Source organism: Pseudomonas parasichuanensis (genome assembly GCF_021601385.1).
Classification (GTDB): domain Bacteria; phylum Pseudomonadota; class Gammaproteobacteria; order Pseudomonadales; family Pseudomonadaceae; genus Aquipseudomonas; species Aquipseudomonas parasichuanensis.
Window position 1 is genome coordinate 31,843 of sequence record NZ_BQHO01000038.1, and the last position, 19,734, is coordinate 51,576.

Consider the following 19,734-nt stretch of genomic DNA (forward strand, 5'->3'; position numbering starts at 1 on the left):
CGAAACTGACAACTTATTGATCCTGCTGCACAGCAGGCTTACCCTAACCTCCTCTTTCCCCACTGCGCTGAACCGCTCCATGCGAAAACTGCTAGCCGGCGCCCTGGCGCTGGTCATCATCGCCGGCCTTTGCGGCTACGGCTTCTGGACCCTGCAGCGGCCGGAAGGCCATTACCTGTCCGACCTGCGTATCGAGCTGGCGCTCAACCAGGGGGTGCCGGGCGAGCACGGCAACCTCCTGGGTGTTGAGCCGCTGCTGTACCCAGGCGACTACCAGAACCTTGCGCGCCTGCATCGCAAGCTGTCGGCGTACCTGCAGCAGGCCCGCGACCAGGGCCTGGTGAATGCCCGTACCGTGGTGGTGCTGCCCGAGCATATCGGCACCTGGCTGTGGGCCCGTGGTGAGAAAAACGAGCTGTACCAGGCCACCCGCGACCGCGAGGCCTGGCAATGGCTGGAGCTGAGCAACCCGCTGCGCTATGGCCTGGCGATGCTGTCGGCCAGCGGCGACGACCGCCGCAGTGACGCGCGGCTGCGCATGAAGGCGGCGCAGATGGCCGCCGACTACCAGCAGCTGTTCGGCGGCCTGGCGCGGGAATTCGGGGTCACCCTGGTGGCCGGCTCGATCGTCCTGCCCGCCCCTTATGTGAATAACGGCGTGCTGCATGCCGGCAACGGCCCGCTGTTCAACAGCAGCCTGGTGTTCGCCGCTGACGGCAGCGTACTGGGGCAGCCGCAATACCAGCGCTACCCGGACAGCGAAACCCGCCGCTACATCCACCATGGCCGCCAGCAGCCGCTGCAGGTGCTGGAGACGCCCGCCGGGCGCCTGGGCGTGCTGGTGGGCAGTGACAGCTGGTACCCGGACAACTATCGGCTACTGGCCGGGCAGTCGGTGCAGCTGATCGCCAACCCGGTGTTTCTCAGTGGCAAACAGCGCTGGCAACTGCCCTGGCGCGGCAACCGCCACCAGGCCGCGGCGGCCGAACTGCCGTTGCAGCGTGGCGAGGTCAGCGAGCAGGAGGCCTGGCAACGGCTGACCCAGGCGGCCAGCGACGGCGCCGCCAGCATGAGCGTGTTCATGCGCGGGCAGTTCTGGGAGCAGAGCGGTGGCGGCCAGGGCTTTGCCAGCGAGGCCGGCACCTTGTGGGCGGGCAGCGCCAGCCAGGGCGCCCGCTTGCTCAACCTGTGGCTGTAACGCCATGCCCCGTCCGCGCGTGCGCCTGGGAGACCTGTCTGTAGGTTTTGTCCAGCCCCTGGCCGAAGCGCTCATCCAGCTTGGCCACGACCCGCAACCGCTGCTGCTGCGCTATGGGCTGGATAACCGGCGCCTGGCCGAACCCGGGGCTCGCCTGTCGATCCCGCGCTACATGCACCTGGGCCATGCCGCCATCGACTTGAGTGCAGAGCCTGCCCTCGGTTTGCGCATGGGCCACCTCAGCCGCCTGGCCCAGGCTGGGCTGGCCGGCGTCACCGCCGCCCAGGCACCGACCCTCGGCGAGGCCGCTCGCACGCTGCTGCGATTCGAACCACTGTATGCCGCCAACTACCGTGGCCAGTCGAGCTTTCACGAAGACCCGCAAGGTGCCTGGCTGCGCTTTTACTCCATCAGCCCGTACAACGCCTACAACCGCTTCGTGGTCGACTCGCTGCTCGGCGGCTGGCTGGAGCAGCTGTCAAGCCTGGCCGGCCGGCCGATCCAGGCCGAGCGCCTGGAGATCGAATTCGAAGCGCCGGCTTATGCCGATCAATACCAGCGCCTGTGCAGCACCAGCGTGCAGTTTGGCGCCCCGGCCAACCAGCTGCGCCTGGGCCATGCCACCCTGGCCCTGGCCAACCCGCATCACTGCCCGAGCACCTGGCAGCACCTGTTGCAGCTGTGCGAAACGGAACTGGCCCAGCGCACCCGGGTGCGCAGCCTGGGCGAACGCATCACCCACCTGCTGGGGCCGTTGCTCAATGGCGGTCGCGAACCGGATCTGGAGGAAGTGGCCCAGCACCTGCAGATGCCCACCTGGACGCTGCGGCGCAAGCTCGCTGAAGAAGGGACGCGCTATCGCAACCTGCTCAACGACACACGGCGCGACCTGGCCGAGACCTACATCCGCGACACGGAGCTGGCCTTCGGCGAAATCGCCTATCTGCTGGGCTTTGCATCGGCCGAAGCCTTCCAGCGCGCATTCAAGCGCTGGACGGGCGTAACGCCGGGGGAGTATCGCCGCCATCAGCGGCAGGTGGGTTAGAGCTCGGTGGCGTCGTCCGCAGGCTCTGGCACATCCAGTTCATAGGCCTGGAATTCGAGCAATTCTTCCTGGTAGTCGTCCATCTGCGTGCTTCCTCGTTCTTCGTTCATGGGTTCCACCGTCACCCTAAGCGGGGCGGATGACGGAACCATTACAGCCCCATGAACGGTAAACGTAGCAGGCCACCGGGAAGTTAGCGACAGCTCACAACGAAGACGGTGTCGCTTCGCTTTGCGCAGGCTGTTGCTGGACCTGGATCGGGGCCGCCTCGACGGGCGGTGCGACCGGTTGCGAACCCTGGCTGTCGTCCACCAGCGGTGCTGCTGGCGCCTCGTGGGCGGGCACGGCAGCGGCTGGAGCAGGGGCTGCAGGTGTGCTGGCCTCGGTTGCGGCAGGCACGGTCACAGGGGCGCTGGCTGCCAGTGGAGCCGCACCTGGCTGGGCAGGTGCCAGCGAGGTTGGCGCAGGTTCGGGCAGCCCCAGGTCAGGCGCTGGCTTGTCCACCTTCGGCGGCTCGGCAGGGGTATCGGCCTTCACCACCTTTTTCGGTTTCGGCAGATAGCCTTCCACCAGGGCGAAATAACGCTCGTAGAACTGTGGCGCGGCCACTGTCTCGCTGGCGACCTTGACCATCGAGTCGTCGCTGGAACCGATCGGCATCGACACCGAACCCAGCACCCCGACCCCCAGGCTGGCGGAGGTATTGGATTTTTTCAGGGTGTAGCGGTCCTGCAGGGCGTTGGCGAACATGGTCGAACGCTGCTTGTCGCTCATGTCCGGCACACAGGTGATGTTGAAGCTGATCTGCATGTGGTTTTCGGCGTTCTGCTGAAAACTCTTGTTGCCGGCCACCTGGTTGGCATCGCTGCTGGTGATGATGTAGCCCTGGCTGAGCAGGGCGCGACGGGCAGCTTCGCAGGAGCCCGCTTCGCTGACCGGGAAGCTGCGCGAAAAGGTGCCCGAGTCGTCGAAGTTCTCGTGCTCGTACACGGTAGCCTTCTTCGAGGAGCAACCCGATACGCCCGCCAGCACAAGGGCCAGCCCGAGCGCACCGTAGACGGATGATCTGGACATCGTGAATTCCGGGTAAATCGAACGGTGCCTATTGTGCAACACATCCACGAGCCACCGAAACCTTGAAAGGGCGAACATTGCGCAAGGTTCATGTAAAGGCGCGGATAACGCTCGCCGGGGCACTTAGAACCTTCGCGCAATCAATAGCGATTTTTCATACATCACTCACAAAAGCCCCCTAACCAGAAAAGTGAATTGCCTCGCTAGACTCGATCGCCTGCCTGAATGCCCAAGGAAATCGCTGGTGACAAATCTACCGGTCCGTCTGAAACTACTGCTAAGCCTAACCCCGCTGGTCTTGCTGGTTGCCCTCCTCGTCCTGACGGCAATCAGTAGCATCGGCACCATGACACACCGGGCTGAACGCCTTGTATCTTTGGGCTATGTTCTCGACAACCTCAACGACATCCGCGCCACACAGATGGCCCTTGCGCTGAGCGGCGAACACGCGGAGCTGGAAAACCTGCGCCAGGCCCACCGAAGAATGAACGGGCTGATTGACGAGAATCTGGCGCTGATGCCTTCTCCCCAATCGCAGGCCCTTCTCTACGCCACGCGCAAGATCATGAGCGGCTACAAGAGAGACCTGCAGCACAGCCTCGAAGCGGGCACCGAGACACTGGCCGGCCCCACGGGCAAACGGCTCCTAACAGAAGTGCTTGCGGCCATCGAACAGATCGACCAGCTCATCACCTGGCAGAACCAGCTCAGTGCCGCAGATCGCGGCCAGCGCATGAGCCTCATGCTTTCTGTGTTCTGCGGCACCTTGCTGCTGGCCTGCCTGGCGGCATGGCTGCTGATCCGGCAGATCTGCACGCCCTTGCAGCAGGCCCTGGGCATGGCCCGGCGAATGGGTGAAGGCGACCTGAGCGCAAGTAACCATAGCGAGCGCCACGACGAGTTCGGCCAGTTGCTCCAGGCCCTTGAGCGCAGCAGCGCCAACCTGCGCGACACCCTGTGCCGGATCGGCCAGGCCTGCGCAAAGCTGTCACAAGCCTCGACGGCCCTGGTTGGCGTGATCGAACGTAACAGCAGCGGCGCCGCCAGCCAGCAGTGCGAAACCCGCCAGGTAGCGGTGGCCATGAACCAGATGGCCTGCGCCGTGCAGGAGGTGGCACACAACAGCTCGCGGGCCAGCGAGGCGACCCGCCAGGCCACCGACAAGGCCGAACTCAGCCAGCAGGTGGTCTGCGATACCCAGCGCCAGGTTGCCCAGTTGGCCCACGACATCACCGGCAGCACCGAGGCCGTTCAACAGTTGTCCGCCTCTGCCGAGCAGATCAGCGGCATCATGACCGTTATCAAGTCGGTGGCCGAGCAGACCAACCTGCTGGCCCTGAACGCGGCCATCGAGGCTGCGCGCACAGGCGAAGCGGGGCGTGGATTCGCGGTGGTGGCTGACGAAGTGCGCGGTCTTGCCCTGCGCACTCAGCGCTCCACTGCCGAGATTGAAATACTGGCCGCCAGCCTGCAGGACGGTGCCCGCCACGCAGTGCAAAGCATGCAGGGCAACCGCCACGCAGCCAGCACTGCCGTCGAGCTGGCCAATCAGGCGAGCAAGGCCCTGCAGGTCATTACCGCCAGCGTTGACGATATTCAGGGCATGAACCAGCAGATTGCCGCCAGTACCGTGCAGCAAAGTACAGTCGTGGTGTCGATTCGCCGAAATGTGGAGCGTTTGGGTGATATCGCCGAGCACTCGCTCGATGCCACCCGGCAAATCGGGGAGGCCGCTCAGGAACTTGAGCGGTTGAGCATTGAGCTGAAGGGGTTTATTGGCAATTTCAGGCTCTGAACCAGAAGCCTAGCCCATCGCAGAAACGAAAAAAGCGACCTTAAGGTCGCTTTTTTGTTGTTCCGAGCTGTTCAAGGGGCTCAGAACTTAAGATGGCGCAGCGGACGGGACTCGAACCCGCGACCCCCGGCGTGACAGGCCGGTATTCTAACCGACTGAACTACCGCTGCGTATCGCTCGGGCTTGCACCCGATTGAAACTGGGATCCAGGCTTTCAAGCATCTTGGACGCGAAAGCCAGGCACAAAAAAAGCGATGCGAGATCGCCTTTTCTGTTTTGCTTCGAACTGTTCAAGGAGTTCAAAACGTAAGATGGCGCAGCGGACGGGACTCGAACCCGCGACCCCCGGCGTGACAGGCCGGTATTCTAACCGACTGAACTACCGCTGCGTATCGTTCAAGCTTGCGCCTGATTGAAACTGGGATCAGCCTCAGGCATATTTGCCTTCGGCCTCAGACCGGTGCCAGGCACCCATCTGTTACTGAAAAATGGCGCGGCGGACGGGACTCGAACCCGCGACCCCCGGCGTGACAGGCCGGTATTCTAACCGACTGAACTACCGCCGCGCATAGCTGGACTTGCGTCCTGTTCCTCTCTGCCAGCTGCTTCTTTCGAAGCTTGCTGAACCAGGAACGTTCTCAGGAAGTGGTGGGTGATGACGGGATCGAACCGCCGACCCTCTGCTTGTAAGGCAGATGCTCTCCCGGCTGAGCTAATCACCCCCGCGATGTTGCTTGTTGCGTTTGCTTCGCTGAGGCCGTGAAATTTACGCAGGTACCGATGCTAAGTCAATAGCCCCATTGAATTTTTTTCAAAAAAGATGAAAAAGCAGCGGCAAGCTACAAGCGGCAAGCGTCAAGAAAAAGCGCAGCCATTGCCTGGCCCATTTTCAGCCCTGACAAACAACGAAGGGACCTTGCGGTCCCTTCTTGCAGCTTGAAGCTAAAAGCTTGTCGCTCAGGTGTAGATCATCTTGCGGGTCATGCCGCCATCGACCACGAACTCCTGGCCGGTGACGAACCCTGCCTGGCGCGACAACAACCATGCCACCAAGGCCGCCACATCCTCCACCGTCCCTACCCTGCCCGCCGGGTGCTGGGCATGGTCGGCCTCAGTCAAGGGCTCGGCTCGACGCTGCGACGGGTCACGGGCATCGATCCAGCCGGGGCTGACGGCGTTGACGCGGATTTCCGGCCCCAGGCTCATCGCCAGGGCGTGGGTCAATGCCATCAGCCCACCTTTGCTTGCCGCATAGGCCTCTGTATCCGGCTCGGACTGCCGGGCACGGGTCGAGGTCAGGTTGACGATGGCACCACCATGGGCGCGCAGGTACGGTGCGCAATGCTTGGCCAGCAGCATCGGGCCATTGAGGTTGACCGCCAGCACACGGTTCCACTGGCTGAGCGACAGGCTTTCCAGCGTCTGGTTGTGCGGGTTGGCGATGGCCGCGTTGCTGACCAGCGCATCCAGCCGGCCGAACTGCCCGAGCACTTCGGACACCCCGGCACTGACCTGGGCTTCATCAGCCACATCCATGCTGATGAACCAGGCATTGTCGCCCAGCGCCTTGGCCACCCGGGCGCCACGCTGGCGGTCCAGGTCACTGAGGACGACTTGCCAACCTTCGCAGATCAGCCAGGCGGCGATACCCAGGCCGATGCCGCGCGCGGCACCGGTGACCAGGGCCACCCGGCCATTATGGCCAGGCTCGCCACCCTTCCAGTCGATCACAGCGCCGCCAGACCGCGGGCAAGATCGGCTTGCAGGTCGGCCACGTCTTCCAGGCCGACAGCCACGCGGATCAGGCTGTCACGGATACCCGCCGCTTCACGCTCCTGCGGCGACAGACGACCGTGGGAGGTGGTGGCCGGGTGGGCGATGGTGGTCTTGCTGTCACCCAGGTTGGTGGTGATCGAGATCACCCGGGTCGCATCGATGAAGCGCCAGGCGCCCTCTTTGCCACCCTTGACCTCGAAGCTGACCACCGCGCCGAAACCACTCATCTGGCGCTTGGCCAGTTCGTGCTGCGGATGGCTCGGCAACCCGGCGTAGTGCACCTTCTCCACACCGTCCTGCTGCTCGAGCCACTCGGCCAGGCGCTGTGCACTCTCGCAATGGGCACGCATGCGCAGCTTGAGCGTCTCCAAGCCCTTGGTGAAGATCCAGGCATTGAACGGGCTGAGGGTCGGCCCGGCAGTGCGCAGGAAGCCCACCACTTCTTTCATCTGTTCGCTGCGCCCGGCAACCACACCCCCCATGCAACGGCCCTGGCCGTCGATGAACTTGGTAGCCGAATGGAACACGATGTCGGCACCGAGCTTGAGCGGCTGCTGCAATGCCGGAGTGCTGAAGCAGTTGTCCACCACCAGCATGGCACCACGGGCATGGGCGATCTCGGCCAGCGCGGTGATGTCCACTAGCTCCGCCAGTGGGTTGGACGGCGACTCGACGATCAACAGCTTGGTGTTGGCCTTGATAGCCTTCTCCCAACCGTTCAGATCGACCAGCGGCACATAGTCAACCTGCACGCCGAAGCGCTTGAAGTACTTTTCGAACAGGCTGATGGTCGAGCCGAACACGCTCTGCGACACCAGCACGTGGTCACCGGCACTGCACAGCGACATGACCACGGCGAGAATCGCCGCCATGCCGGTGGAAGTACCCACAGCCTGCTCGGCGCCTTCCATTGCCGCCAAGCGCTCCTCGAAGGCACGCACGGACGGGTTGGTGTAGCGCGAATAGACGTTGCCCGGTGTCTCACCGGCAAAGCGCGCGGCGGCATCGGCGGCCGTGCGGAAGACATAACTGGAGGTCAGGAACAGCGCTTCGCTGTGCTCGCCCTCCGGTGTGCGGTGCTGACCGGCGCGGACCGCCAGGGTGTCGAAGCCGACACCCTCGAGGTCACTGTCCAGTCGCCCGGCATCCCATTGATCCGTCATGCCGTCGCTCCCAAAGTCAGTTGTTGTACAGGTCGATGATCGCGCTGACCGCCTGGGTCTTCACCTTGGCCAGGTCGTTACGGGCCTGCTCGATGCGCTCGAGGTAGGCGTCGTCGATGTCGCCGGTGACGTACTCACCGTTGAACACCGCGCAATCGAAGTGCTCGATCTTGATCTTGCCGCCACCGACCGATTCGATCAGGTCCGGCAGGTCCTGGTAAATCAGCCAGTCGGCGCCGATCAACTCGGCCACCTGTTCGGTGGTGCGGTTGTGGGCGATCAATTCGTGAGCGCTCGGCATGTCGATGCCGTAGACGTTGGGGTAGCGCACCGCGGGGGCCGCGGAGCAGAAGTAGACGTTCTTGGCGCCGGCTTCGCGGGCCATCTGGATGATCTGCTTGCAGGTGGTGCCACGCACGATCGAGTCGTCCACCAGCATCACGTTCTTGCCGCGGAACTCCAGCTCGATGGCGTTGAGCTTCTGGCGCACCGATTTCTTGCGCGCGGCCTGGCCGGGCATGATGAAGGTACGGCCGATGTAGCGGTTCTTGACGAAGCCTTCGCGGAACTTCACGCCCAGGTGGTTGGCCAGCTCCAGCGCAGCGGTGCGGCTGGTGTCCGGGATCGGGATGACCACGTCGATGTCATGGTCCGGGCGCTCGCGCTGGATCTTCTCGGCCAGTTTCTCGCCCATGCGCAGGCGGGCCTTGTACACCGAGACGCCATCGATGATCGAGTCCGGGCGGGCCAGGTAGACGTGCTCGAAGATGCACGGCTGCAGCTTGGGGTTGTTCGCGCACTGCTGGGTGAACAGTTGGCCTTCTTCGGTGATGTACACCGCTTCGCCCGGCGCCAGGTCTCGGATCAGGGTGAAGCCGAGCACGTCGAGCGCGACGCTTTCCGAGGCGATCATGTATTCGACGCCTTCGTCGGTGTGACGCTGGCCGAACACCACTGGGCGAATGCCGTTGGGGTCACGGAAGCCGACGATGCCGTAGCCGGTGATCATCGCCACCACCGCATAACCACCAACGCAGCGGCTGTGCACGTGGGAGACCGCGGCGAACACGTCTTCCTGGGTAGGCTGCAGCTTGCCGCGCACCGCCAGCTCATGGGCGAACACGTTCAGCAGCACTTCGGAGTCGGAGTTGGTGTTGACGTGGCGCAGGTCGGACTCGTAGATCTCTTTGGCCAGCTGCTCGACGTTGGTCAGGTTGCCGTTGTGCGCCAGGGTGATGCCATACGGCGAGTTGACGTAGAACGGCTGGGCCTCGGCCGAGGTGGAGCTGCCAGCAGTCGGGTAACGCACGTGACCGATGCCGATGTTGCCGACCAGGCGCTGCATGTGGCGCTGCTGGAAGACGTCGCGCACCAGGCCATTATCCTTGCGCAGGAACAACCGGCCGTCATGGCTGGTCACGATACCGGCAGCGTCCTGGCCGCGGTGCTGGAGGACCGTAAGCGCGTCATACAGCGCCTGATTGACGTTCGACTTACCGACGATACCGACGATGCCACACATGCGACGCAACCCCTACTTTGATGAAACTTGAGTGAATAGCGCTCAGGGCTTTGCCGGCCCGAGCAACTGTTCCTTGAACGGAAGGTCAACGGGTGCGCTGACCCCACTGGACATCCACTGGCCGGTGAACCCGAGAATCAGGTTTTTCGACCAATCGGCTACCAATAGAAATTGTGGTATCAGGCGTGATTCCTGCCACCACGGATCCTGTTGTACCGGCCCCAGGCTGAGCAGCCCGACAGCCACCACCACCAGCAAGGCCCCGCGCGCGGCGCCGAAGGCCGTGCCGAGGAAACGATCGGTGCCGGACAGCCCGGTCACGCGGATCAGCTCGCCAATGAGGAAGTTGAGCATGGCCCCCACCAGCAAGGTGGCGACGAAAAGAATGGCGCAGCCGGCGATGGTGCGCATCGAGGGCGTCTGGATGTAGCTTTCGAGATAGACCGAGAGCGAGCCCCCGAACATCCAGGCCAGCGCCCCGGCGACAATCCAGATGACCAGAGACAAGGCTTCCTTGACGAAGCCGCGCTTGAGACTGATCAGTGAGGAAATGGCGATGATCGCGATGATCGCCCAATCAACCCAGGTAAATGCCACGGTGCTGCCTGCCGACGTTTGAGGCGGCGCATTTTACCAGAGCAGCGGGCTTGGGGTAAGCGGAATGTCAGGAGTTTGAAGGGCTGCAGGCTGACTCCAGGGACAGCTTTGCGCCTTGCAGGGCGGGCCGTAACGCCTGTGCTGGCCCTATTGCAGGCAAGTCCGAAGCCATGCGCTGCCTGGGGGAGCAACTGTCCTTCTGCAGGAGCGGCCTTGTGCCGCGAAAGGGTCGCAGCGCGGCCCCGGGTTTTCAGCACGCAAGCAGAAATCGCCAGGGCTGCTCTGCAGCCCTTTCCGGCCGGTCCGGCGCCCCGACAAGGCCGCTCCTGCAGGGATTGCACAATCATCAATACCCGTGGGAGCGGCGGTGCGCCGCTGCGATCTGCCCCGCGATGGCTTCAGCCGCGTTCTGGCTGGAAGCGCACGACAATGCCTTTGAGGCTCTGCTGGCGATTGATCACGTCACGCACGCGCTCGGCCTCGGCGCGCTCGATCAATGGCCCCACATACACCCGGTTCATGCCACCGGCCGAACGGATGTAGGCGTTATAGCCCTGGCTGCGCAGGGTATTTTGCAGTTTTTCGGCACCGGCGCGGTTGGACAGGCTGGCCAACTGGATCGACCAGCTCACCGGCAGGCCGTTGACATCGATCTTGTCTGGCGCGGCCGGCTTGGTCGCCGCCGCCGTGACTGCCGGGGCTGGCGCAGGCGCAGTTGCTGGACGGGCTTCAACCTTAGGCGTCGGCACTGGCGTCTGCGGCTTGGGGGCAACAGCCACCTGGGCCTGGGGCGCTGGCGCGATGGGCTGGCTTGGCGTGGTCACTGGCGCAGTCGACTCATTGATGACCACCGGCGCCGGATCAGCCTGCTCCGGCAATGGCTGCGGCTCCGGCACCTGTACCGGCTCAACCTGTACCTGAGGCAGGCTCGGCATGGCTGGCGCTTCCGGCGCCTCGACGCGCACCTGGCGCATCTCGTCTTCGCGGGTGAACAGCATGGGCAGGAAAATCACCGCCAGCGCCACCAGCACCAGCGCACCCACCATGCGCTGTTTCATCCCTTTATCCAGCACTGCCATCTACTCCATCCTCTGGGGCCTGCCGCTCAAGCCAGGCCAGGGCCTCGCCGACGCAAAAAAACGAACCGAACAGCAGGATCTGGTCATCCGCCGTCGCCTGGGCGCACTGCCCTTCGAGGGCATCATCGACGCTAGGGTGAGACTTCACTGTCGCACCGAGGTTCGTCAAGGCCTTGACCAGTTCCTCAGCCGGGCGGCTGCGTGGCGTATCCAGCGGCGCCACTGCCCAATCCCCGACCAAACCCTGCAAGGGTTCGATCACACCTTGCAGATCCTTGTCGGCCAACAGGCCAAACACAGCCAGGCGCCGACCTTTCGGCGGGCGGGCCGCCAGGCGGCGCGCCAAATACTCGGCCGCATGCGGGTTGTGGCCCACATCCAACAGCAACTCAACGCGCTTGCCCTTGAATACCAGCGACCGTCGATCCAGCCGACCGGTGATGCGGGTATCCAGCAGCGCCTGCCTCACCCGCGCCTCATCCCATGGCAAATCCATCAGCGCAAAGGCCTGCAGGGCCAACGCAGCGTTCTCCATGGGCAGGTCGAGCAGCGGCAGGTCGCGCAGCTCCAACGGTGTGCCGTCGGCCTTGCGCCCATGCCACTGCCAGTGGCTTTCGGTACTGGCCAGGTCGAAGTCGCGCCCACGCAGGAACAACGGGCATGCCAGCTCGCTCGCCTTGTCCAAGAGGGGTTGCGGCGGATCCAGGTCACCGCACAGGGCCGGCTTGCCCTGGCGCAAGATCCCGGCCTTCTCGAAGGCCACCAGTTCGCGGGTGTCCCCCAGGTAGTCGACATGATCGACACCGATGCTGGTGACCAGCGAAAGGTCGGCATCCACCACATTGACCGTATCGAGCCGGCCGCCCAGGCCCACCTCGAGCACCACGGCATCCAGCTGCGACCGGCTGAACAGCCAGAACGCCGCCAGGGTGCCCATCTCGAAATAGGTCAGCGAGGTATCGCCGCGCGCCGCTTCGACAGCGACAAAAGCTTCGCACAGCTGCTCATCGCTGGCTTCGACGCCATCGATGAGCACGCGCTCGTTGTAGCGCAACAGGTGCGGCGAACTGTAGACCCCGACCTTGAGCCCCTGGGCGCGCAGCAACGAGGCCACGAAAGCACAGGTGGAGCCTTTGCCGTTGGTGCCGGTGACCGTCACTACCCGAGGCGCCAGCTTGCCCAACTGCAGGCGCGCCAGCACCTGCTGGGAACGCGCCAGGCCCATGTCGATGGCCGTAGGGTGCAACTGTTCGAGGTAGGCGAGCCACTCGCCCAGGTTGCGCTGGCTCATCACGCTACCGCAGCCGCCTCGCGGGCTTCTGCCGGGGTTGCCTGGCCGGTCATCTGGGCCAGCAGGCGGGCCAGGCGCGGACGCAGCTCGTCACGGGAGATGATCAGGTCGATGGCGCCATGCTCCAGCAGGAACTCGCTGCGCTGGAAGCCTTCTGGCAGTTTCTCGCGCACGGTCTGCTCGATGACCCGCGGGCCGGCGAAGCCTATCAGCGCCTTCGGCTCGCCGACGATCACGTCGCCGAGCATTGCCAGGCTGGCGGATACGCCGCCATAGACAGGGTCGGTCAGCACCGAGATGAACGGAATGCCTTCTTCACGCAGGCGCGCCAGCACCGCCGAGGTCTTGGCCATCTGCATCAGCGAGATCAGCGCTTCCTGCATGCGCGCACCACCGGAGGCGGAGAAGCACACCATCGGGCAGCGGTTTTCCAGAGCGTAGTTGGCGGCGCGCACGAAGCGCTCGCCAACGATGGCACCCATCGAACCACCCATGAAGGAGAATTCGAAGGCGCTGACCACGATCGGCATGCCCATCAGGGTACCGCTCATGGAGATCAGTGCGTCTTTCTCGCCGGTCTGCTTCTGGGCAGCGGTCAGGCGGTCCTTGTACTTTTTGCCGTCACGGAACTTCAGGCGGTCGACCGGCTCCAGGTCGGCGCCCAGTTCGGCACGGCCGTCCTGGTCGAGGAAGATGTCGATGCGCGCACGTGCGCCGATGCGCATGTGGTGGTTGCACTTGGGGCAGACATCGAGGGTTTTTTCCAGCTCCGGACGGTACAGCACGGCCTCGCAGGACGGGCACTTGTGCCACAGCCCTTCGGGCACCGAGCTCTTCTTCACCTCGGAACGCATGATCGAAGGGATCAGTTTGTCTACCAACCAGTTGCTCATGCTTTCTTTCTCCAGTAGTGGCTGGCGGGAGGCGTTGCCTGCCCCGCCCTGCCCTTGAGCTCAAATTCTGCTTTGAAACGACGATGGGCCGGCCATGACTGCGCCATGTACCGCCCCACCTCCAATAATTACGCCGATGGCCTGGGCCGCTGCCTTGCAGGCGCAGCCTGGCAACACCGGGCTGCGAAACCTATGGACGATGGCGCGCGGCCAGCCGTCACATCCGCCATCACGCCTGGCGCACCGCCCGCATGAAGGCCTCGATCTTTGCGGCATCCTTGATGCCCTTGGCCTGCTCCACGCCACCACTGACATCCACCGCGTACGGGCGCACCTGGCGGATGGCCTGGGCGACATTATCGGCCGATAGGCCGCCGGCCAGGATGATCGGCTTGCTCAGGTGCTGCGGTATCAATGACCAGTCGAATGCTTCGCCGGTTCCGCCGGGGATACCCGGTACGTAAGCGTCCAGCAAAATGCCGCGGGCGCCGGCGTAGTGCTTGCAGGCAGCCTCGAGGTCATCGCCAGGGCGCACACGCAGGGCTTTGATCCAGGGGCGGTGGTAACCCTCGCAGTCAGCCGGGCTTTCATCGCCGTGGAACTGTAGCAGGTCCAGCTGAACGACTTCGAGGATCTCGTTGAGCTCGCAACGCGAGGCATTGACGAACAAGCCCACGGTGGTCACGAACGGCGGCAACGCCTCGACTATTGCCCGGGCCTGGCACACGTCCACGGCCCGCGGGCTTTTTTCATAGAACACCAGGCCTATGGCATCGGCGCCGGCCTCGACAGCGTCGAGGGCGTCCTCGATGCGGGTAATCCCGCAGATCTTGCTGCGAACGTTGCTCATGGACAGCCAACCTTGAGTGATCGATGAAAGCGCCGATGGTAGCAAATGACCTTTGCCCCGTCAGTCCAGCAACGCCTCGAAACCGGTGAGAAAGTGTGGGCCGATGTAACGCTGCGGGAGCTCGTACTCAGGCGGGTATTCCACCTTCACCAAATACAACCCATAAGGGTGCGCGGTCACCCCGGCCGCGCGGCGATCACGCCCTTCGAGCACTTCGCGGGCCCATTCCACCGGGCGCTCGCCGGTACCGATGGCCATCAGCACGCCGGCGATATTGCGCACCATGTGGTGGAGGAACGCGGTGGCACGTACATCGATCACGATCATCTGGCCATGGCGGGTGACGCGCAGGTGATGGATGTGCTTGACCGGCGACTTGGCCTGGCACTGGCTGGCGCGGAAGGCGCTGAAGTCATGGGTGCCGAGCAGGTGTTGCGCGGCCTCGGCCATGCGCGTGACATCCAGCGGCCGGTGGTTCCAGGTCACTTCTTCGGCGAGGTGGGCCGGTCGGATCGGGTCGTTGTAGATGACATAGCGGTAACGCCGCGCATTGGCCTTGAAGCGGGCATGGAAATCCGCCGGCATCGGCCTGGACCAGACCACGCTGATGTCGTGGGGCAGGTTGAAGTTGGTGCCCAGGGTCCAGGCGCGCTCGTCGCGCACCGCCTGGGTATCGAAATGCACGATCTGCCCACAGCCATGCACCCCAGCGTCGGTACGCCCGGCACAGACCACGCTGATCGGCTCGTTGGCCACCTTCGACAGCGCCTGCTCGAGCGCCTGCTGGACACTGGGCACGCCACTGGCCTGGCGCTGCCAGCCGCGGTAGCGCGAACCTTTGTATTCCACGCCCAGGGCGATGCGGGAGAAGCCTTCGGCCGCGGATTCGGAGGCGGCGTTATCGATGATGTCCAAGAACCTGAAACCTGATGATGGAACGAAAAGGCGGGCAGTATAGCGGTAAACCGCAGGGTGGCCGAAACGATCGCGGGGCAAGCCCGCTCCCACATGCCCCTCAATACCGGGCTGTCATGAGAGCGGGATTGCCCCGCGATCGTTTAAGCGGTCAAACCAGGCGCGAGAGCATCTCGTTGGCTTCCTGGCGCTGGCCGTCATCGCCATCCTTGACCACTTCGTCGAGGATGTCGCGGGCGCCGTCATGGTCGCCCATGTCGATATAGGCACGCGCCAGGTCCAGTTTGGTGGCCACTTCGTCGGTACCGGAGAAGAAGTCGAAGTCCAGGTCGTCCAGCGGTTCCAGCTCCTGGGCTGCGTCTTCGGCGGTGAAGCGTGGCGCATTGTCTGGCGCATCGAGGCTTTGCGACAGCTTGTCGAGCTCGGCGTTGACATCGTCCAGCTCGGAGGCGAAGTTCTGCGCCGCTGGCGAGTCGTCATCCAGCGACAGCGACAGGTCGAAGTCGTCCGGCAGCTCCAGCTCGGAGATCGGGTCGAACTCGGGCATGGCTTCGAACGCGGCCAACTCGGCAGCCACATCCACTGCTGGCTCCTCGCTGCTGGTCGGGGCCTCTGGCTCACCCACATCCAGGTCGAAATCTGCCAGGTCATCGACAGCCTCCGGCTGCGCCGGGGCCTGAGCTTGGGCCAGCAGGGCTTCGAAATCATCGTCGGCATCGGTTTCGCCGACAGCAGGCGCAGCATCGGCCTGTGGCAGCGCGGCAGCCGATACCGCCTCTTCCAGCCCAGTCAGATCGAGAGGATCTTCTTCAGGCAGGTCATCGCCCAGGCTCAAGTCGAAGGCACTGTCCATGTCGTCTTCAGTGACTGGGGCCGGCTCGGGCTCGGGCTCGGACTCCGGGAAGGCCTCGGCAACAGTCTCGGGCGCAACGGTCGGTTCAGGCTCTGGCTCGACGACAGCCGGTGCCGGGTCCTGCAACAGGTCCTGGACGTATTGCTCGTCCAGCTCGGCAGCCAGGGCCGCGGCACCAACCGCCACGGCGGCGACGCCGAGCATGGCCGGATAGCGTTCCTTGAGCGAGGCGACCTCGGCCTGGTTCTGCTCGCCGGGCGCCAGCTTGCGCTCCTGGCCAGCAAAGGCATCCTGGTCACCCTGACGGGCATAGACTTCCATCAGTTTCAGGCGCAGGTCGCTGCGCTGCGGCTCGGAAGCGACGGCGGCTTCCAGCAGGTCTGCGGCATGGTTCAGGCGGCCGCGGGCGAGGCTTTCGTCAACCTCGGCGAACAGCGCGGCGCGCGGGTCCACCGCGGGCGCGGCAGGCGCTGGCGCAGGTGCCGGCATCTCGGCAGCCGTTGCAGCCGCCGCCGAGGCGGCGACCACCGCAGGCGACAGGGTGACGCTGGGTGCAGAAACGTCCAGGCCGTCGAAGCTGCCTGGCGGCAGGTCCAGGTCCGGGCCGCGGTCACCTTCTTCAGACAGGGCGCGGGCCATGCGCAGGTGTTTTTCAGCTTCCTGCTGGGCTTTGCGCTTGCGTGCCAGGAGCAGCAGCAACAGCAACAGGGCGAGGAACGCCGAGCCTGCGATCAGCCCTAGCAATAGTGGGTTGGCCAGCAGTTCGTCGAGCGCGCCCTGCTCTTGGGCAGCAGGCGCTTCGCTGGTGGTCGGTGTGGCTGGCGGCGCGGTATCGACCGCAGCAGGTGCAGGCGCCACCACGGGCTCGGCGGGTGTCAACTGGGCATTGACCGCTGGCTGCGCGGGAGCAGGCTCTGCGGGCTGCGCCTGCGGCTCGGCGCCTTGTGCTTCGAGGCGCGCCAGCTGGTCATTCTTCAGTTGGATCAGGCGCTGCAGCTTGTCCAGCTGGCTCTGCAGGTCGGCCATGCGGCTCTTGAGCTCGTCGTTGTCGCGACGGCTGGTGTCCAGGCTTTCCTGGGCCACGGCAAGCTTGTCGTTCAGGGCCTTGGCCTGGCCTGCCGCACCCTTGCCGCCGGGTGCCACCAGGCGCAGGTTGTCGCCCTGGGCGATACGCGCCGGCGCCTCGCCAGCCTGGCCACGGCGGGTGGCGTCCAGCTGGCGGGCGCGCGGCCCCAGGCGTCGGCCTTCACGCCAGGCGGCGTACTGCTCGGCCACCTCGCGATTGGCTTCGCCTTGGGCAATGCTCTGGACCTGCTGTTGATCGGGCAAACGCAGCACCTGCCCGGTCTTGAGCTGGTTGATGTTGTTGCCGATGAACGCATCCGGGTTCAACGCCTGGATCGCCAGCATGGCCTGCTGGACCGAGCCGCCCTGGGCATTGCGCGCAGCAATCTGCCACAGCGTGTCACGACGCTTGGTGGTGTAGCTGCCGGTGCTTTGCGCGGGGTTGATGTTGGCCTGGGACGGCTGGCTGCCTTGAGCCTTGGCCTGGTCGAGCAGCACGCTGTAGTCGCGCAACAGACGCCCCTGCGGCCACATCACCTGGACCAGGAACTTGACCACCGGCTCCGGCAACGCCTTGCTGGAGGTGACGCGCAGCACACTGCGGCCATTGGGGTTGATCACGGGAGTGAAGGTCAGGTCTTCGAGGTAGGTCGGGTATGCCACCCCGGCCTTGGCGAACTCTTCCGGCGACGCCAGGCTCGGCGCCATCTCGGTTGCGGTGAGGTCGCGCACGTCGAGCAGTTCGATCTCGGCATCCAGCGGCTGGTTCTGCGCCGACTTGAGGGTCAGCTCCCCCAGGCCCAGGGCATTTGCCACACCGGACGACAGCGCCGAGGCTGCCGCGATGGCCAGTACCAGTTTGCGAATTCGAAGCATGAACTCTTCCCTTGTAAGAACCGTCCCAAAAACCCTGTTGCGGTGCAGGACAAAATTGCTGATCAGTATCTTTTACGCCATGTGTTTAATCAACAATTGCGCCACCTGCACGGCGTTGAGCGCCGCGCCCTTGCGCGCATTGTCGGTGGTCAGCCAGAGGTTGAGCTGTTCATCCTCATCTATCCCATGGCGTACACGACCAACATAGACCACGTCCTGGCCCACTGCGTCACCTACCGGCGTCGGATAATCGCCCGGCTCGACCAATTCGATGCTCTCGGCCGCCTCAAGTGCGGCGTTCACAGCGCCCAGGTCGACCGGGCGACGGCTCTGCACCGCCACACTGAAGCTATCGCCGAAAAACACCGGGACTTGAATGCAGGACACGGAAATCTTCAATTGAGGCAGGCCCAGCAGCTGGCGCAGCTCGCTGACCAGGCGCCGTTCCACGGCGGTGTGGCCCTGCTCGTCGGGGGTGCCGACCTGCGGCAACAGGTTGAAGGCCACCTGGCGGTCGAAGAAGCGCGGCTCCAATGGGCGTGCGTTGAGCAGCTCGGCGGTTTGCCGGGCCAGCTCGCTGACGGCTTCCTTGCCCTGGGCCGAGACGGCCAGACAGGCATTGACCTGAACACGCTCGATGTCGAGCAGGCCCTTGAGGGGTGCCAGCGCCACGGCCAGTGCCACCGCGCCTGCGCAGGGGCTGGTGATGAGAGCGGGCTGCGGCAGGTCGGCGATGCGCTCGGGGTTGGCTTCCGGCACCAGGGGCACGGCCTCGTCCAGCACGCCAGACAGATCGATCACGGTGCAGCCGGCTTTCTGCGCTTTTGGAGCGAAGCTGCGGCTGACGGCGGGGCTGGCGGCGAAGAACACCAGTTTCACTTGCTTGAAGTCGAAGCTGTCGACTTCGCGGACCTTGAGCTTCTTGCCGGCGAACATGACGCTGCTGCCCGCCGATTCCATGCTGGCCAGCAGGTGCAGGGTGGCCACCGGGAAGGACAGCTCCTCGAGGATCTGCACGAGGGTTTCACCGACTGCGCCGGTGGCGCCTACTACGGCGATATCTACGGGGGTGGTCATGGCTTGGGTTCCTTCTGTGTTCAGCGGGTACGGCGGGGAGCGGCACTTTACTTGGATTGTGGGGTGGGAGATAGGTTTGGCTTCGGCTTCGGCTTCGGCTTCGGCTTCGGCTTCGGCTTCGGCTTCGGCTTCGGCTTCGGCTTCGGCTTCGGCTTTCAGAGTTTTGGTTTTGATAGATGTATGCGCATTCATTGGCAATGGCGACGCGTAGTCACCTTTCCGCCCTTACGGCGGCCTACTTTGGTCTTGGCCAAAGTAGGCAAAGCCGCCCGCTCCCATCATACGGCCCCTGCGCTGCGCTCCGGGGTCCCCTCGACTCCGGCGCCTTCCGGGCCCGCGCGGCCTACGACTTGCTGCGCAAGTCTACATCTCGCGCCTTCGGCTTACGCCGAAGGGTGCTGCGCACCAGGGCCCTCCAGTCACCTCCGCTCGGCCTCCTGAAGTCGCAATTTGTGTTGCCTGAACTATCGCGCGCTTAGAAGCAAAAGCAAAAGCAGATCAAGAGCAGATCAAGAGCAGATCAAGAGCAGATCAAGAGCAGATCAAGAGCAGATCAAGAGCAGATCAAGAGCAGATCAAGAGCAGATCAAGAGCAGATCAAGAGCAGTGATGTTGCTATCTAAGTTTGGCTGTTGTTGATGTGTTGCTTGTTTCGGCCCTATCGC

The 19,734-nt window shown here is 64.2% G+C and carries 15 protein-coding genes, 4 tRNA genes and 1 pseudogene; 4 read left to right on the forward strand and 16 right to left on the reverse strand.

The window, feature by feature from the left end; translation table 11 throughout:
• Positions 1-79 precede the first annotated feature (79 nt).
• A complete protein-coding gene (locus L6D77_RS23375) occupies positions 80-1,198 on the forward strand; it encodes a nitrilase-related carbon-nitrogen hydrolase (RefSeq protein WP_232880131.1) in 1,119 nt (372 codons plus the stop codon).
• 4 nt (positions 1,199-1,202) lie between these two features.
• Entirely contained in the window at positions 1,203-2,243 is a 1,041-nt protein-coding gene (locus L6D77_RS23380) for an AraC family transcriptional regulator (protein ID WP_232880132.1), read from the forward strand.
• A 204-nt stretch (positions 2,244-2,447) separates the two neighbouring features.
• Here the strand turns inward: L6D77_RS23380 and L6D77_RS23385 are convergent, their stop codons facing one another.
• Entirely contained in the window at positions 2,448-3,317 is an 870-nt protein-coding gene (locus tag L6D77_RS23385) for a DUF2242 domain-containing protein (protein ID WP_232880133.1), read from the reverse strand.
• 742 nt (positions 3,318-4,059) lie between these two features.
• Here L6D77_RS23385 and L6D77_RS27615 point away from each other — a divergent pair.
• Together L6D77_RS27615 and L6D77_RS27620 are read left to right on the forward strand one after the other, a co-directional pair.
• Positions 4,060-4,257, forward strand: a pseudogene (locus L6D77_RS27615) (HAMP domain-containing protein); the annotation flags it as partial.
• A gap of 135 nt (positions 4,258-4,392) precedes the next feature.
• On the forward strand, positions 4,393-5,112 hold the full coding sequence (locus tag L6D77_RS27620) for a methyl-accepting chemotaxis protein (RefSeq protein ID WP_373870632.1): 720 nt from the start codon (positions 4,393-4,395) through the stop codon (positions 5,110-5,112).
• 93 nt (positions 5,113-5,205) lie between these two features.
• Here the strand turns inward: L6D77_RS27620 and L6D77_RS23395 are convergent.
• The 15 genes from L6D77_RS23395 to L6D77_RS23465 all read right to left on the reverse strand — a co-directional run bounded on the left by L6D77_RS23395 (position 5,206) and on the right by L6D77_RS23465 (position 19,069).
• A tRNA-Asp gene (locus L6D77_RS23395) sits at positions 5,206-5,282 on the reverse strand.
• A gap of 142 nt (positions 5,283-5,424) precedes the next feature.
• Positions 5,425-5,501, reverse strand: a tRNA-Asp gene (locus L6D77_RS23400).
• 100 nt (positions 5,502-5,601) lie between these two features.
• Positions 5,602-5,678, reverse strand: a tRNA-Asp gene (locus L6D77_RS23405).
• Between the two features lie 80 nt (positions 5,679-5,758).
• A tRNA-Val gene (locus L6D77_RS23410) sits at positions 5,759-5,834 on the reverse strand.
• 235 nt (positions 5,835-6,069) lie between these two features.
• Positions 6,070-6,843 carry an SDR family oxidoreductase gene (locus L6D77_RS23415; protein WP_110995846.1) on the reverse strand — a complete coding sequence of 258 codons (774 nt, stop codon included), beginning with the start codon at positions 6,841-6,843 and terminating at the stop codon, positions 6,070-6,072.
• The gene (locus L6D77_RS23420) at positions 6,840-8,051 is read right to left on the reverse strand and encodes an O-succinylhomoserine sulfhydrylase (RefSeq protein WP_232880135.1); all 1,212 of its coding nucleotides are present in this window, start codon (positions 8,049-8,051) and stop codon (positions 6,840-6,842) included. The genes L6D77_RS23415 and L6D77_RS23420 overlap by 4 nt, the downstream gene beginning before the upstream one ends.
• 16 nt (positions 8,052-8,067) lie before the next feature.
• Positions 8,068-9,573: an amidophosphoribosyltransferase gene (gene purF / locus L6D77_RS23425; RefSeq protein ID WP_232880136.1), complete on the reverse strand. Its 1,506-nt coding sequence runs from the start codon at positions 9,571-9,573 to the stop codon at positions 8,068-8,070.
• Positions 9,574-9,615: 42 nt separating this feature from the next.
• Positions 9,616-10,170 (reverse strand): CvpA family protein, encoded by a 555-nt coding sequence (locus L6D77_RS23430; RefSeq protein ID WP_110995843.1) that lies wholly within the window; start codon positions 10,168-10,170, stop codon positions 9,616-9,618.
• A gap of 398 nt (positions 10,171-10,568) precedes the next feature.
• Positions 10,569-11,249, reverse strand: a complete 681-nt coding sequence (locus L6D77_RS23435; RefSeq protein ID WP_232880137.1) for an SPOR domain-containing protein — start codon at positions 11,247-11,249, stop codon at positions 10,569-10,571.
• Positions 11,233-12,540, reverse strand: a complete 1,308-nt coding sequence (gene folC, locus L6D77_RS23440; protein ID WP_232880138.1) for a bifunctional tetrahydrofolate synthase/dihydrofolate synthase — start codon at positions 12,538-12,540, stop codon at positions 11,233-11,235. The genes L6D77_RS23435 and folC overlap by 17 nt, the downstream gene beginning before the upstream one ends.
• On the reverse strand, positions 12,540-13,433 hold the full coding sequence (accD, locus tag L6D77_RS23445) for an acetyl-CoA carboxylase, carboxyltransferase subunit beta (RefSeq protein ID WP_110995840.1): 894 nt from the start codon (positions 13,431-13,433) through the stop codon (positions 12,540-12,542). Before accD ends, folC begins: the two co-directional genes overlap by 1 nt.
• A gap of 229 nt (positions 13,434-13,662) precedes the next feature.
• Positions 13,663-14,283 (reverse strand): phosphoribosylanthranilate isomerase, encoded by a 621-nt coding sequence (locus tag L6D77_RS23450; RefSeq protein WP_232880139.1) that lies wholly within the window; start codon positions 14,281-14,283, stop codon positions 13,663-13,665.
• Between the two features lie 60 nt (positions 14,284-14,343).
• Positions 14,344-15,198, reverse strand: a complete 855-nt coding sequence (truA, locus tag L6D77_RS23455; RefSeq protein WP_232880140.1) for a tRNA pseudouridine(38-40) synthase TruA — start codon at positions 15,196-15,198, stop codon at positions 14,344-14,346.
• A 151-nt stretch (positions 15,199-15,349) separates the two neighbouring features.
• On the reverse strand, positions 15,350-17,992 hold the full coding sequence (locus L6D77_RS23460; protein ID WP_232880142.1) for a motility hub landmark protein FimV: 2,643 nt from the start codon (positions 17,990-17,992) through the stop codon (positions 15,350-15,352).
• 72 nt (positions 17,993-18,064) lie between these two features.
• Positions 18,065-19,069, reverse strand: a complete 1,005-nt coding sequence (locus L6D77_RS23465) for an aspartate-semialdehyde dehydrogenase (protein ID WP_232880144.1) — start codon at positions 19,067-19,069, stop codon at positions 18,065-18,067.
• Between the last annotated feature and the right edge of the window lie 665 nt (positions 19,070-19,734).